This window comes from Nioella sediminis (assembly GCF_001879695.1).
GTDB lineage: Bacteria > Pseudomonadota > Alphaproteobacteria > Rhodobacterales > Rhodobacteraceae > Nioella > Nioella sediminis.
Genome location: NZ_MNBL01000091.1, coordinates 1 through 13,347 on the forward strand (window position 1 = coordinate 1; position 13,347 = coordinate 13,347).

Sequence of the window (13,347 nt, forward strand, 5' to 3'; positions counted from 1 at the left end):
CCGCCGATCTGGCGGGCGAACCGGAATTGCTGGTCGATGCCCCCGACGCCCACATGACCGCCTGGCGCGATTGGGCCAGCCCGGAACCCGATGAGGTCATCGACCGGGAGGGGGCATTTGCCGATCTGGGTGTGCTGGAGGAAATCGACGCGGCGCTGACCCCCGAGGTGCCACTCACCTCCGGTGCTTCGATGATGATCGAACCCACCTCTGCCCTCGTCGCGGTTGACGTCAACACCGGGCCTGACAGTTCGCTGGCCGCCGGTCTGAAAGCCAACCTCGCCGCCGCGAAGGACCTGCCGCGCCAGTTGCGCCTGCGCGGGCTTGGCGGTCAGATCACGCTCGACGTGGCGCCCATGCCCAAGAAGGACCGCCGCCAGTTCGAAGATGCCCTGCGCCGCGCCTTCCGCGCCGATGGCACCGATACGGTGCTGGCAGGCTGGACGCCCCTTGGCATGTACGAGCTGCAACGCAAGCGCGACCGCTGGCCGCTGACGGCGCTGATCTGATCAGGCGACGCTGACCGGCAGGCTGTTATAGCCCCGAAACCGCGCCAGCCCCATGATCTCCGCCGGGCCATCCGCCCGCAGTCGTGGGAACCGCTCCACGAATTTGCCAATCGCAATCCGCCCCTCGATCCGCGCCAGCGTCGCGCCAAGGCAGACATGGATGCCCGTGGCAAAGGCCAGATGCCGGTTCGGATTGCGGGTGATATCGACCGCTTCGGGGTCGTCGAACACCGCCGGATCGCGGTTCGCCCCGGCGATAGAGGTGTGGATATAGGTGCCCTTGGGCAGCACGCAATCCGTCAGCGCGATATCTTCCCCCGCCAGCCGGTTGCCGATCTGAAGCGGGCTTTGGACCCGCAGAAATTCCTCCACCGCCGTCCCGATATGTTCAGGTTCCCGCTGCAATAGCCGCAACTGGTCTGGGTTGTCCAAAAGGATGCCGATAGAGTTGCCAACAAGGCTCGTTGTCGTCTCATGCCCGGCATTCAGCAGGAAGATACAATTCTGCACCAGCTCCTCCTCTGTCAGCCGCCGACCGTCCACCTCGCCGAAAATCAGGCTGTCCAGCACCTCGCCTTGCCCCGCGCCCTCGGGGTTTGCCCGACGATGGGCGATCAGATCGGCCAGAATCGCCCCGAACTCCGCCACCGCGTCATTGCCCGCCTGCAGCCGTTCCGGCGAAATCACCGGGTCGAGCGCGCCCAGAATGGCCAGCGAAAAGCCCCGCAGCTTGGCGCGATACGCCTCCGGGATGCCCAACATGAAGGAAATGATCTCGGTCGGCAGGACCATGGCGAAGGCCGGGATCAGGTCGAAGGTCCCCAAATCTTCCAGATCGTCCAGCATCCGACCCACGATCCCGTCGATCAGCGGCTCCATCTCGGCCAGCTTGCGCGGCGTGAAGGCCCCCGCCAGCAGCTTGCGCACCACCGTGTGATAGGGCGGGTCGTTGAAGATCAGGCTGGTCGTGTGATGGGTCAGCAGCGGGCCGGGGCCGAACTTCTTGCCAAATTCCTCCGTCTTGTCCGACAGCATCGCGCGGCTTTGATAGACCTTCAGGCAATCGGCATGGCGCGTCAGGTAAACGGACCCATCCGGGTTGCGGTGCACGGGACTTTGCTCGCGCAGCGCCTTCAGCGTGGGGAAGGGATTTTCTATGAATTCCCGCCCGATGCTGTTCAGGTCGAAGTCGCGGATGGATGCTGACATGTGAAATTCCCCTCTCCCGTACTCTCACGCTAGGGCAGGGGGCAACAGGCGGCAAGCGGGCTGGCATCCCGGCGCGCATGATGGCAATATGACGTCCCGTCACAACGGAGTGCACCGCATGTCCTGCCCGATCTGCACCAAAGATACGGATCAGAAATACCGCCCCTTCTGTTCGCGCCGCTGTGCCGATGTGGATCTTGGCCGCTGGCTGAATGGCAGCTACGCGGTGCCCTCGCAGGACCCCGAAGATCTGGAAGCGGCGGCCGAGGCATTGGCCACAGACAGTGACCGGCTGCACTGACTCGCGCCCTGTTTCGTTCTTGGCAGGCCTGAAATTCGGGCGATGTGCCAAGAAAATGTTCGGCTCTTCGGAAATCTGAAATCGGGGATAATCCAGAGCTTAATCTACCAGTCCAGACTGAGAACTTCATCAGTCCAGCCAGAACGATTTCCTTGACGTAAGCGCTTTCACCCTCGCAAGCTGCAACATGCAAAAAGCATGGGCGCGGGCAAGGCCGCGCTGAGAACAGGGAGACTACGAATGAAGAAATTTGCACTTGCGGGAACGGCTCTTGGTCTGGTGATGAGCGCTCAGGCGTCCGTCGCCCAGGGACTTGACGAGATCACCGTTGCCTATTTCCTCGAATGGCCGATGCCGTTCGAATACGCCAAGCAGATGGGCATCTATGAAGAAGAGATGGGCGTGACCATCAACTGGCGCGCCTTCGACACCGGCACCGCCATGTCCGCCGCCATGGCCTCGGGCGACGTGCATATTTCGGTCAGCCAGGGCGTGCCGCCCTTCGTGGTCGCGGCCTCTGCCGGGCAGGACATCCAGGTTGTCGACGTGGCGGTCAGCTACTCTGACAATGACAACTGCGTGGTTCACGAGTCGCTTGAAATCGACGCCTCCAATGTCGCGGATCTGGAAGGTCAGCGGGTTGGTGTGCCGATCGGGACCGCCGCCCATTACGGCTTCCTCCGCCAGATGGAGCATTTCGGCATCGACGTCAGCACGCTGGAAGTGGTCGACATGGCGCCCGCCGATTCCGCCGCTGCACTGGCGCAGGGCTCGCTTGGCATGGCCTGCGGCTGGGGCGGTGCGCTGCGCCGCATGATGGAACATGGCAACACCCTGCTGACCGGTGCGGAAAAGCAGGAACTGGGCATCTACGTCTTCGACGTGACCTCGGTCCCCGCCTCCTTCGCGGAAGAAGAGCCGGAACTGCTGGCCGCCTTCCTGTCCGTGACCGCCGACATGAACGCCATGTGGAACTCGGGCGAGCATACCGACGAAATGCTTCCGGTGATCGCGCGCGACGCGGGCATGGATGAAGACGCGACCGCCGCGACGCTGGCCGGTTTCGAATTCCCCTCGGTTGAAGAGCAGCTTTCCGAAGCATGGCTCGGTGGCGGCACCCAGACTTTCCTGCTGGAAGTGGCCAACTTCTTCGTCGAGACCGGCAATATCGACGCCGCCCGCGAGTCCTACGAAAGCGCGGTCAATACCGGTCCGTTGCAGATGGTGCATGACGGGATGTAATCCCGACATCACGGACGGCGCGGCAGTGCTTCGCGCCGTCCACTCTGCAGATTTTCTTTTAATACTTGGAAGGTAGGGCAGTATGACCGGGCTTGTGCTCGACAGCATCTCCATGCGTTTCGATCTGCCGGATGGCGGGGTCGTACAGGCGCTTCAGGATGTATCTCTGACCATCAAGGAAGGGGAGATCCTGTCTGTCCTCGGCCCCTCGGGCTGTGGCAAGACCACCCTTCTCAACATCATCGCGGGGTTTCTTGCGCCCACCGAGGGCAAGATCGAGCTCAATGGCCATTACGTGACCGGCCCCGATGCCGAACGCGGCATGGTGTTCCAGAAAGGCGCGCTCTTCGAATGGATGAGCGTGCGCCAGAACGTCGATTTCGGCCCCCGCATGAAGGGCATGCCCAAGGCCGAACGTGACCAGATCACCGATCACCTGCTGGAAACCGTGGGCCTGCAGGATTTCAAGGAAAAGGCCGTCTATGAACTGTCGGGCGGCATGCAACAGCGCGTGGCCCTGGCCCGCTGTCTGGCCAATGACCCCGATGTGATCCTGATGGACGAACCGCTGGGCGCGCTCGACGCGCTGACGCGCGAGAAGATGCAAGGGCTGGTGCTCAAGCTCTGGAAGGAAACCGGCAAGACCATCATCCTGATCACCCACTCTGTCGAAGAGGCGCTGCTTCTGGGCGAAAGGCTGATCGTGATGGCCCCCCGCCCCGGCCGCCTGCATCGCGAATACAACCTGCCCTTCGCCGATATGGGCGTGAACGCGGACCTGCGAGAGGTCAAGAAACACCCCGAATTCAGCGAGCGGCGCGAGGAAATCCTGTCGATGATCTGGGATATGGAAGAAGAGATCATGGGCCGGACAGAGGGGGCCGCATAACATGTTGATCGCAGCCATCTATGCCGCCATTTTCATCGTCGCCTTCGTCGCGGTGAAGGCGTTCAATTCGATGCGCGAGTCGCGCCACGATTTCACCTCGCTCAAGACCGTGACCTTCGGCGATGAAAGCGCCGTGCGCCCAACGCGGGCGGCCTCGGTCATCTCGGTCATTTCGATTTTCCTGATCTGGGGGGCGTTCACCGGCTCGGTGATCTCGCCCATTCACGTGCCGGGCCCGTTCCTGGGCGACACCAGCTTTACCTATACCGCCGAAAACGCCGCTGGCGAACGCGATGACGCCACGGTGACGGTGCTTGTCCGTCCCGTGGGCGAAGAGGTGGACCTGCCCGAAATCGACCCCGGCGACGGCTTTGCGCTGAACGATGTGGACGCCATCAGCGGCGGGCGGTCCAGCCTGATCCAGACCGGCGACAACGATATCGGCGCCGACGAAGACGGGTTTCGCGTGGTCGCCATCAATGGCCAGCCGCTGGAGCCGGAGGTGGGCGAGGTCGATACCGGCGACGGGGTCGTGACGCTCAGCCGCCGTGGCACCGTGCGTTTCACGCCGAATGCGGGCATGCAGATGGAACCGATCTGGCTGCCGCCGCCAGAGGCCGTCTGGAGCCGGGTCATCGAAATCTCGCGGGAAGGCTATCGCGATTTCACCCTCGCCGAACATCTGGGTTATTCGCTGTTCCGGGTGCTGGCAGGCTTCGCGCTGGGCGCCGCCGTGGGCATCCCGCTGGGCTATGCCATGGGCCTGTCCAACTGGTTCCGCGGCTGGTTCGACCCGATCGTCGAATTCATGCGCCCGGTGCCGCCGCTGGCGCTGATCCCGCTGGTGATCATCTGGTTCGGTATCGACGAAAGCGGCAAGATCTTCCTGCTGTTCCTCGCCGCGCTCTGGATCATGACCATTGCCGCAAGGGCAGGCGTGTCGGGCGTGTCGATTTCCAAGATTCACGCGGCCTATTCGCTGGGGGCCTCGAAAAGCCAGATCATGCGCCATGTGATCATCCCCAACAGCCTGCCGGAAATCTTCACCGGCGCGCGGGTGGCGATGGGCGTCTGCTGGGGCACGGTGGTGGCCGCCGAACTGGTTGCCGCCGAACAGGGCGCCGGTCAGATGATCGTGGCCGCGTCGAAGTTCCAGCTCACTGATATCGTGATCATGGGGATCATCCTCATTGGCATCATCGGCTATGGCATCGACATGCTGATGCGCTGGGCCGAGCGGGTTCTGGTCCCCTGGAAGGGCAAGGTCTGAGTGCCAGGTGATGATCGTTGCGAAAAGGCCCCCGGTGTTCCGGGGGCCTTTTCGGTTTCGCCGCCTACGGCGTCGACCGGGGGCGGCCCGGTTTGCCCCGCTGGCGCGGGGGCTTCACCGGGCCGCCAGCGCGCGCACCGTGTCTCTGCGTCAACCAATTGCAAATGAACTCACCCGTAAGGAATTGGTAGGAAAGCTTTCCGGGGCAAGGCGATTTCGCCGCGCCTTTGGCGCGTCGACCGGGGTGGCCCGGCTTACCCCCCGCCTTGGCGGGGGCCGCGCCGGGCCACTTGGGGCTCTGCCCCAAACCCCGAGGTATTTGGACCAAGATGAAAGGAAAGGGGCATTCTTGGCGGTTTTGTCTGCACGGGGGGTGTACAGGGGGTGTACAGGGGGTGCACGCATGGCACCGGGGTGTTCCGGGCGCAGAAAAGCCCCGGGGCGCTGTCGCACGCCGGGACTTTTGGGACCGCTGTCGGGCGATCAGATCAGCCGAAAACCTTGGTCAGCGCCTTGTCCACCGCATCGGTGATCGCGTCGATATCCTCGGCCGTTGCGATCAGCGCGGGGCTGAAGCACAGCACGTTGTTGCGCCCCGGAATCGAGCGGTTGGAGGAGCCGATGATCACACCCTGCGCGGCGCAATCCGCGACCACGGCCATCACGTCCTTTTCCTCGACCGGTTCCTTGGTCTCGCGGTCTTTCACCAGTTCCGCGCCCAGGAAAAGCCCTTTGCCGCGCACGTCGCCGATGATCTGGTGCTTGTCCATCAACGCCCTGAGGTTGCCGATCATCCGGGCGCCCATCTGGGTGCAGTTTTCCAGCAGGCCCTCTTCCTCGATGATCGCCATATTCTCCAGCGCCGCCGCCGGGCCGCCGGTACAGCCGCCGAAGGTGGAGATGTCGCGGAAGTGGTTCAGCTTGTCCGTGGGGTCGGTCTTGAACAGATCGAACACCTCTTCCGTCGTCACCATGCAGGCGATGGCCGCATAGCCCGATGCGACGCCTTTGGCCATGGTCACGAAGTCGGGCTTGATGCCGTAATGCTGGTAGCCGAACCATTCGGTGCCGGTCCGGCCCACGCCGCAGACGACCTCGTCGATATGGAGCAGAACGTTGTATTCCTTGCAAATCTCCTGCACGCGGTCCCAGTAGCCTTCGGGCGCTTCGATGACGCCGCCGCCTGCTGTCACGGGTTCCAGGCAGAGCGCGCCGACGGTTTCCGGGCCTTCGCGCAGGATCACCTCTTCGATCTGATTGGCTGCGGCGATGCCGAAGTCCCGGCCCGAGAGATGGCCCAGGCCAAGCTCTTCCTTGCGGTATTCCATGCAATGGGGGACGCGCACGAAATCCGGCGCGAAGGGGCCGTACTGCATGTTGCGTTCATCCTGCCCACCCGCCGACATCGCGGCGAGGGTAGAGCCGTGATAGTCGCGGTCGCGGTATAGGATCTTGGTTTTCTTGCCGCCATATTTCTTGTGCGCGATCTGGCGCACCATCTTGAAGGCCTTCTCATTCGCCTCGGAGCCGGAGTTGGTGTAGTAGACGCGGGACATGCCCGGCATTTTCTCGATCAGCTTCTCGGCAAAAAGCGCGCCGGGGATGGAGCCTGCGGCCTGCGCGAAATAGCACATCTTCATGAGCTGCTCATGGACGGCATCGGCAATGCGCTTGCGGCCATAGCCCACGTTCACGGTCCAGACAGCGCCGGAGACGGCGTCGATATACTCCTTGCCATGCGCGTCCCAGACCCGCATGCCCTTGCCCTCGACGATGATCCGGGGCTCGCCGGTTTCAAAGGGTTTGTGCTGGATCAGATGGTGCCAGACATTGGCGCGATCCGCCTCGATCACATGGCTGATATCATTGGGGTTGAAGGGGGTGTTCATATCTCTCTCCACCGGAAAACGGTCTCTGTGGTCACAGTGCCGGGTTGCGCCTGTGTCAGATAGGGCCAGAGCCTATCCATGCATAGCGCCAGTGGATTGACAAGCACCCTGTGCCCCGCGCATGTGGTGTGACCAGAGCTAACCAGAGGTTAAGTCCAGCCGTGCCGATCCCGGTGGAATCCTTCTTTCTCGACCCGCAGGCCGAGGGAACCCTTCAACAGAAGGTCCAAAGGCTTGTAGCAGAGGGCATTCTGTCAGGCCGTTTCAGGCCCGGCGAAAAGCTGCCATCCAGCCGGAAACTGGCCGTTCATCTGGGGATCAGCCGGATCACGGTGACCAATGCCTATACCGAACTCGTGGCGGATGATTACCTGAATTCGCGAGGGCGGTCAGGCTATTTCGTGTCCGATACGGCGCCGTCCCCGCCTGAATTCGATCTCAGCAACCGTAAGGAAAAACCGGGGATCGACTGGTCGCGGGCCATCGGGCAGCGGTTTGACAGCCCGGCCCTGCCGCTGCGCCCGCTGAACTGGCATGAATACCCCTATCCGTTCATCTATGGGCAGGCGGACCCGTCGCTCTTCTCGCATCAGACCTGGCGGCAATGCGGGTTGCAGGCGCTTGGACAGAAGGATTTCAAGATCCTGACCGCCGACCGTTACGAGGAAGACGACGAACGCCTGCTGGAACATATCCAGCGCCATATCCTGCCGCGCCGGGGGATCGCCGCCCGCAAGGAAGAAATCCTGATCACCATGGGCGCGCAGAACGCGCTGTGGATGACGGCGCAGATCCTGCTGACGCAGCGGCGCAAGGCGGTGCTGGAAAACCCGACCTATCCCGGCTTGCGAGAGATCCTGACCCAGACCAGATGCCATCTGGTGCCCATTGACGTGGATGACGAGGGTTTGCCGCCCGAGGCGCTGCCGCCCGATACGGATGTGGTCTTTACCACCGTCTCGCACCATTGCCCGACCAATATGACCATGCCGGTGGATCGCCGCAGGCGACTTCTGGATCTTGCGACCGAGCGTGGCTTCGTGGTGGTCGAGGACGACTATGAATTCGAACTCTCCTTCAAGAATGCACCATCGCCCGCGCTGAAGTCGATGGATGACACTGGGGCAGTGATCTATATCGGCTCGTTCTCCAAGTCGCTTTTTCCGGGGCTGAGGCTGGGATATGTCGTGGCGGATGAGGAGTTTATCCGCGAAGCGCGCGCGCTGAGGGCGCTGGTCTTGCGCCACCCGCCCGGCCACATCCAGCGCACCGTCGCCTATTTCCTGTCGCTCGGCCACTATGACGCGCAGATCAACCGGATGCGAAAGGCCTACGAGATTCGCCGCACGGTCATGGCCGCCGCAATCGAACGCCATGGATTGTCCATTTCAGGGGCGGTTGCCACTGGCGGCTCCAGCTTCTGGATGGCGGCCCCGCCGCGTGTGGACACCGAGATTCTGGCCCGCAGGCTTTATGATCGCGGCGTGGTCATCGAACCGGGGCGCAGCTTTTTCAGCCCTGCGGATGACGCCCGCCGGTTCTACCGGTTGGCCTACAGTTCCATCCCATCTGAAAAGATCCCCGAAGGCATTCGCCGGATCGCCGAAGAGATCGCCGCCTTTGGCCATAGCGAGCCGCGCTAACTGGCCCTAACGGCGGGGCAGGGCAGGGCGCTACAACCGACGTCAAAGCACAGACAGTGCCCATTCTTTTCCGTGGAGATGCCGCCAATGAAAATGACCACCGAAGAAGCCTTTGTAAAAGTGCTGCAAATGCATGGGATCGAAGATGCCTTTGGCATTATCGGCTCCGCCTTCATGCCGATTTCCGACCTGTTCCCGCAGGCGGGCATTTCCTTCTGGGACTGCGCCCACGAAGGCTCGGGCGGGATGATGGCCGATGGCTATACACGCGCCTCGGGCAAGATGAGCATGATGATTGCCCAGAACGGCCCCGGCATCACCAATTTCGTGACCGCCGTGAAAACCGCCTACTGGAACCACACGCCGCTGCTGCTGGTGACGCCGCAGGCCGCCAACAAGACCCTGGGGCAGGGGGGATTTCAGGAGGTCGAACAGATGGCCGCCTTCAAGGATATGGTCGCCTACCAGGAAGAAGTGCGCGACCCGTCGCGCGTGGCCGAAGTGCTGAACCGGGTGATCATCAATGCCAAGCGCGCCTCCGCCCCTGCGCAGATCAACATGCCCCGCGATTACTGGACGCAGGTGATCGACATCGACCTGCCCGCGATCGTGGAATTCGAACGCCCCGGTGGCGGTGAAGAGGCCGTGGCAGAGGCTGCCAAGCTGCTGTCCGAGGCCAAGTCGCCCGTCATCCTGAATGGCGCAGGGGTGGTTCTGGGCGGCGCGATCCCCGCCTCCATGGCACTGGCCGAACGTCTCGATGCCCCGGTCTGCGTGGGCTACCAGCATAACGACGCCTTCCCCGGCTCTCACCCGCTTTTTGCCGGTCCGCTTGGCTATAACGGATCGAAAGCCGGGATGGAGCTGATCAGCCAGGCGGACGTGGTCCTGTGCCTGGGCACCCGTCTGAACCCGTTCTCGACCCTGCCGGGCTACGGCATCGACTACTGGCCGCAAAACGCCAAGATCATCCAGGTCGATATCAATCCCGACCGGATCGGCCTGACCAAGAAGGTCTCGGTCGGCATCGTGGGCGATGCAAAGAAAGTCGCAACCTCCATCCTTGAACAACTGTCCGACACGGCAGGCGACGAGGGCCGGGCCGAGCGCAAAGCCAGGATCGCGCAGACCAAATCGGCCTGGGCGCAGCAGCTCTCCTCGATGGACCACGAAGATGACGATCCCGGCACCACCTGGAACGAGCGCGCCCGCGCCGACAAGCCCGACTGGATGAGCCCGCGCATGGCCTGGCGCGCCATTCAGCGCGCCCTGCCGAAAGAGGCGATCATTTCCTCTGACATCGGCAATAACTGCGCCATAGGCAACGCCTACCCGTCGTTTGAGGAAGGCCGCAAATACCTCGCCCCAGGCCTCTTCGGCCCCTGCGGATACGGCCTGCCCGCCGTTGTCGGCGCCAAGATCGCCTGCCCGGATACGCCCGTCGTGGGCTTCTCGGGCGACGGCGCCTTCGGCATCGCGGTGACCGAGCTGACCGCCATCGGCCGTGGCGAATGGCCCGCGATCACGCAAGTGGTGTTCCGCAACTACCAGTGGGGGGCCGAGAAGCGGAATTCGACGCTCTGGTATGACGACAATTTCGTCGGCACCGAGCTTGATGAACAGGTCAGCTATGCGGGCATCGCGAAAGCCTGCGGGCTGCAGGGCGTCGTGGCGCGCACCATGGACGAGCTCTCTGACGCGCTGGACCAGGCCCTGAAGGACCAGGCCGCCGGCAAGACCACGCTGATCGAGGCGATGATCAACCAGGAACTGGGGGAGCCCTTCCGCCGCGATGCAATGAAGAAGCCGGTCGCCGTGGCGGGCATCGACGCCGCCGACATGCGCCCACAGAAAACGGCCTGATCAAGGGACGGAACAAGGGCAAGGGCCGCGGCACGAACTGCGGCCCTTTTCCTTTGTCTTGAGGGCCCTAGCCGGTCCGCTGCGGGACACAAATCGCCGCAAAACCGCGTCATCCCACAAGCCCGCAAAAAATCTCTCAAACCCTATGGACAGCCCCGCCCGAACCCCCTAGAACGCCCCCAACCCGCAGGAGACTCTCCTGCTCCCGTGCCCGGGTAGCTCAGGGGTAGAGCAGTGGATTGAAAATCCTCGTGTCGGTGGTTCGATTCCGCCCCCGGGCACCACTTCCCAAGTTAACTCGTTGGTTTCGCTTCAGCTTTTAGCCACCGCTAGGAGCAGTAGACCATTTCGCCGACGTTCACCTTCGTGAAGGACGGGGTTTTCTACTTCAGCCGCCACATTCCGCAGGAGTTGAGGCAGCACTATACCTCGCCTCGGATCGCTTACTCGTTGAGGACGAAGTCCCCGAGGATCGCAGAAGCCAGGGCCAGACGAGCAGCCGATCAACTGGACGAGTATTGGTATCACCTGCGGTGCGAGGCCGCGGACCTTCCAGGCAAGCACATGCTGCGGCTGCAGTCGGTTACCGGACAGCGGATCGGTGATGTTTTTGAGATGCGTTGGTCCGATGTTCAGGACGGTGCGGTCTTTGTTCGTCAGAACAAAACTCAAAAAGAGCTGTGGGTTCCAATCTTTCCAGAGCTTCAGGAGGCCCTTGATGCCGCCAGCCTTCACACGGTTTTCATCGTGACCAACGAGCGCGGGACCAATCGTTGGTCCTATAGGGGTGCCTCACAGGCTGTGAGGAAAGTCAGAGAGGCAATTGGGGCGCTGGACTATGATATTCATAGCTGGCGCTACAATGCAGCCACAGAGCTGCTGGAAGCGGGCTGCGAGGACGATCTGATTGCCGCTGTAACAGAGCAAAGCCCCGCGATGGTCCAGCACTATTCGGAGAAGGTTCGCCAGAAGATCAGGGCCGCACGGGCATAGCGTATGCGCGTCGAGCAGAACCCGTCATAGCTCGATAGAGCTTACCTTTGGTTCTGCCTCAATACTTTAGACAATAGGTAGGCCAATTGGACTCAATCCTGTTTTTCGCCCTGATCGTCAGCGCCTTCATTCTCGGTTTCTGGTTCTGCATTGTTCTTTGCGCACGGATGGCGAAAGACCGGAACCGCAGCCCATTCTTTTGGGTGCTTGTCTCGCTTGTGGGAAGTCCGCTAGTGGCCATTCTCCTTCTGTTGTTGCTCGGTGAAGCAGAAGTCTGAATCGACCGTCACATGGTCGCAATCCCCCACTGGACCGCGAACAGAACAAAAACAGAATGTTTAGACATTTGTTTAGACCTCGCATCCCCCAGCTGGGGAAATTCTCGCTAAGTCATTGAAAACACTTGGAGGCGAGTACCGGAATCGAACCGGTGTACACGGATTTGCAATCCGCTGCGTCACCACTCCGCCAACTCGCCGCCGGTGGTGTTGGCGCGTTTTGCCCCATTCTCGGGGTTTGTGCAAGCGGCTCTTTTAGGGCAGATGACGCCTGCTCGCAAACGGGCATCTTGTGCGTCGGAACTGGCCGCGAGAACATGGCAAATCGGTGATGACCGGGAGGCGAGTCCGGGAGGCGAGCCGGTGATGGAATACGGTTTTGCAGACCGTTGCGTTCGACCACCCCGCGAACGCGCCCGACCTTGCACGATTCATCTCGCTTGATTGATCCTTGAGACGCACCTGGCGAATGCGCTGTTTCTGCATCGGCGAGGGTCGCACCGGATGCGCGCGGCGGCTTGTCCGTTGCCCCTGCTGGCCCACTGTGGCAAGAGGGGCGAAACAACAAGCTTCCCGGGTTCGAACATGCAAGATTTTGCCACCCTCCGCACCGTGATGGTCGACACTCAGGTCCGCACGCAGGACGTCACGAAGTTCAACATCATCGAAGCCATGCTGACCGTGGCGCGCGAGGCCTACTTGCCCGAGGCGCTGCGCAACGTGGCCTATATGGGCGAGAACGTGACGCTGGAAGGTGGCCGCGTGGTGTTGGAGCCGCGCAGCCAGGGCAAGATGCTGGATGCTCTGAATGTCGGTCAGGACGAACTGGTGCTCGATCTGGGCTGCGGTCTTGGCTATTCGGCGGCGGTGCTGGCGCATCTGGCCGAGGCTGTCGTGGCCGTGGAAGAGGTTCCGGGCATGGCCGAAGACGCACAGTCCACGCTCAGCGCGCAGGGCGTCGACAATGTCGCCGTGATCGAGGGTGCGCTGGCCGAGGGCAGCGCCAAGCACGGCCCCTATGACGTGATCTGCATTGAAGGCGGGGTCGAGACCGTGCCCGATGCGCTGACCGATCAGCTCAAGGAAGGTGGCCGTATCGCGGCGATTTTCATGGATGGCCCCCTTGGCGAATGCCGGATCGGGCACAAATTGGATGGCAAGATGAACTGGCGCATGGCGTTTAACGCGACGGCACCCGTTCTTCCCGGCTTCACAAAGCAGTCGGGTTTCGTCTTATAATCTGTATCCCCGGGGTTCCCAC

Annotated in this window: 11 protein-coding genes and 2 tRNA genes; 10 read left to right on the forward strand and 3 right to left on the reverse strand. The window is 62.1% G+C overall.

Annotation, left to right across the window (positions count from 1 at the left end; translation table 11 throughout):
* Nucleotides 1–509 (forward strand): ribonuclease E/G (locus BKY26_RS11995; protein WP_193600188.1); only part of this gene is annotated, 509 nt, incomplete at its 5' end.
* Here the strand turns inward: BKY26_RS11995 and BKY26_RS12000 are convergent.
* On the reverse strand, nucleotides 510–1,718 hold the full coding sequence (locus tag BKY26_RS12000) for a cytochrome P450 (protein ID WP_071690632.1): 1,209 nt from the start codon (nucleotides 1,716–1,718) through the stop codon (nucleotides 510–512).
* Nucleotides 1,719–1,836: 118 nt separating this feature from the next.
* Between BKY26_RS12000 and BKY26_RS12005 the strand changes: the two genes are divergently transcribed.
* From BKY26_RS12005 to BKY26_RS12020, 4 genes are all read left to right on the forward strand, one after another.
* A complete protein-coding gene (locus BKY26_RS12005) occupies nucleotides 1,837–2,019 on the forward strand; it encodes a DNA gyrase inhibitor YacG (RefSeq protein WP_071690633.1) in 183 nt (60 codons plus the stop codon).
* A 240-nt stretch (nucleotides 2,020–2,259) separates the two neighbouring features.
* On the forward strand, nucleotides 2,260–3,261 hold the full coding sequence (locus tag BKY26_RS12010) for a taurine ABC transporter substrate-binding protein (protein WP_071690634.1): 1,002 nt from the start codon (nucleotides 2,260–2,262) through the stop codon (nucleotides 3,259–3,261).
* An 82-nt stretch (nucleotides 3,262–3,343) separates the two neighbouring features.
* Nucleotides 3,344–4,150 carry a taurine ABC transporter ATP-binding protein gene (locus BKY26_RS12015; protein ID WP_071690635.1) on the forward strand — a complete coding sequence of 269 codons (807 nt, stop codon included), beginning with the start codon at nucleotides 3,344–3,346 and terminating at the stop codon, nucleotides 4,148–4,150.
* A gap of 1 nt (nucleotide 4,151) precedes the next feature.
* Entirely contained in the window at nucleotides 4,152–5,420 is a 1,269-nt protein-coding gene (locus BKY26_RS12020) for an ABC transporter permease (protein ID WP_071690636.1), read from the forward strand.
* Nucleotides 5,421–5,908: 488 nt separating this feature from the next.
* On the opposite strand, the gene BKY26_RS12025 is transcribed toward BKY26_RS12020, so the two are convergent.
* The gene (locus BKY26_RS12025) at nucleotides 5,909–7,309 is read right to left on the reverse strand and encodes an aminotransferase family protein (RefSeq protein ID WP_071690637.1); all 1,401 of its coding nucleotides are present in this window, start codon (nucleotides 7,307–7,309) and stop codon (nucleotides 5,909–5,911) included.
* A 161-nt stretch (nucleotides 7,310–7,470) separates the two neighbouring features.
* On the opposite strand from BKY26_RS12025, the gene pdxR reads away from it, so the two are divergent.
* The 4 genes from pdxR (at nucleotide 7,471) to BKY26_RS19845 (ending at nucleotide 11,808) form a co-directional block, all read left to right on the forward strand.
* Nucleotides 7,471–8,952 (forward strand): MocR-like pyridoxine biosynthesis transcription factor PdxR, encoded by a 1,482-nt coding sequence (pdxR, locus tag BKY26_RS12030; RefSeq protein WP_071690638.1) that lies wholly within the window; start codon nucleotides 7,471–7,473, stop codon nucleotides 8,950–8,952.
* 87 nt (nucleotides 8,953–9,039) lie between these two features.
* Nucleotides 9,040–10,815, forward strand: a complete 1,776-nt coding sequence (xsc, locus tag BKY26_RS12035) for a sulfoacetaldehyde acetyltransferase (RefSeq protein ID WP_071690639.1) — start codon at nucleotides 9,040–9,042, stop codon at nucleotides 10,813–10,815.
* Nucleotides 10,816–11,024: 209 nt separating this feature from the next.
* Nucleotides 11,025–11,099, forward strand: a tRNA-Phe gene (locus BKY26_RS12040).
* A gap of 82 nt (nucleotides 11,100–11,181) precedes the next feature.
* Complete coding sequence (locus BKY26_RS19845; RefSeq protein ID WP_227435011.1) at nucleotides 11,182–11,808, forward strand: DUF6538 domain-containing protein; 627 nt, start codon at nucleotides 11,182–11,184, stop codon at nucleotides 11,806–11,808.
* Nucleotides 11,809–12,212: 404 nt separating this feature from the next.
* On the opposite strand, the gene BKY26_RS12055 is transcribed toward BKY26_RS19845, so the two are convergent.
* Nucleotides 12,213–12,286 (reverse strand) — tRNA-Cys (locus BKY26_RS12055).
* 385 nt (nucleotides 12,287–12,671) lie between these two features.
* On the opposite strand from BKY26_RS12055, the gene BKY26_RS12065 reads away from it, so the two are divergent.
* Nucleotides 12,672–13,325, forward strand: coding sequence for a protein-L-isoaspartate O-methyltransferase family protein (locus tag BKY26_RS12065; RefSeq protein ID WP_071690641.1), 654 nt, complete (start codon nucleotides 12,672–12,674; stop codon nucleotides 13,323–13,325).
* The last annotated feature ends 22 nt before the right edge of the window (nucleotides 13,326–13,347 follow it).

What these genes read in the sequence shown, in the direction of transcription:
- BKY26_RS12000 (WP_071690632.1), bottom strand. Translation starts at nt 1,718, where the DNA reads ATGTCAGCATCCATCCGCGACTTCGACCTGAACAGCATCGGGCGGGAA.
- BKY26_RS12005 (WP_071690633.1), top strand. Translation starts at nt 1,837, where the DNA reads ATGTCCTGCCCGATCTGCACCAAAGATACGGATCAGAAATACCGCCCC.
- BKY26_RS12010 (WP_071690634.1), top strand. Translation starts at nt 2,260, where the DNA reads ATGAAGAAATTTGCACTTGCGGGAACGGCTCTTGGTCTGGTGATGAGC.
- BKY26_RS12015 (WP_071690635.1), top strand. Translation starts at nt 3,344, where the DNA reads ATGACCGGGCTTGTGCTCGACAGCATCTCCATGCGTTTCGATCTGCCG.
- BKY26_RS12020 (WP_071690636.1), top strand. Translation starts at nt 4,152, where the DNA reads ATGTTGATCGCAGCCATCTATGCCGCCATTTTCATCGTCGCCTTCGTC.
- BKY26_RS12025 (WP_071690637.1), bottom strand. Translation starts at nt 7,309, where the DNA reads ATGAACACCCCCTTCAACCCCAATGATATCAGCCATGTGATCGAGGCG.
- xsc (WP_071690639.1), top strand. Translation starts at nt 9,040, where the DNA reads ATGAAAATGACCACCGAAGAAGCCTTTGTAAAAGTGCTGCAAATGCAT.
- BKY26_RS12065 (WP_071690641.1), top strand. Translation starts at nt 12,672, where the DNA reads ATGCAAGATTTTGCCACCCTCCGCACCGTGATGGTCGACACTCAGGTC.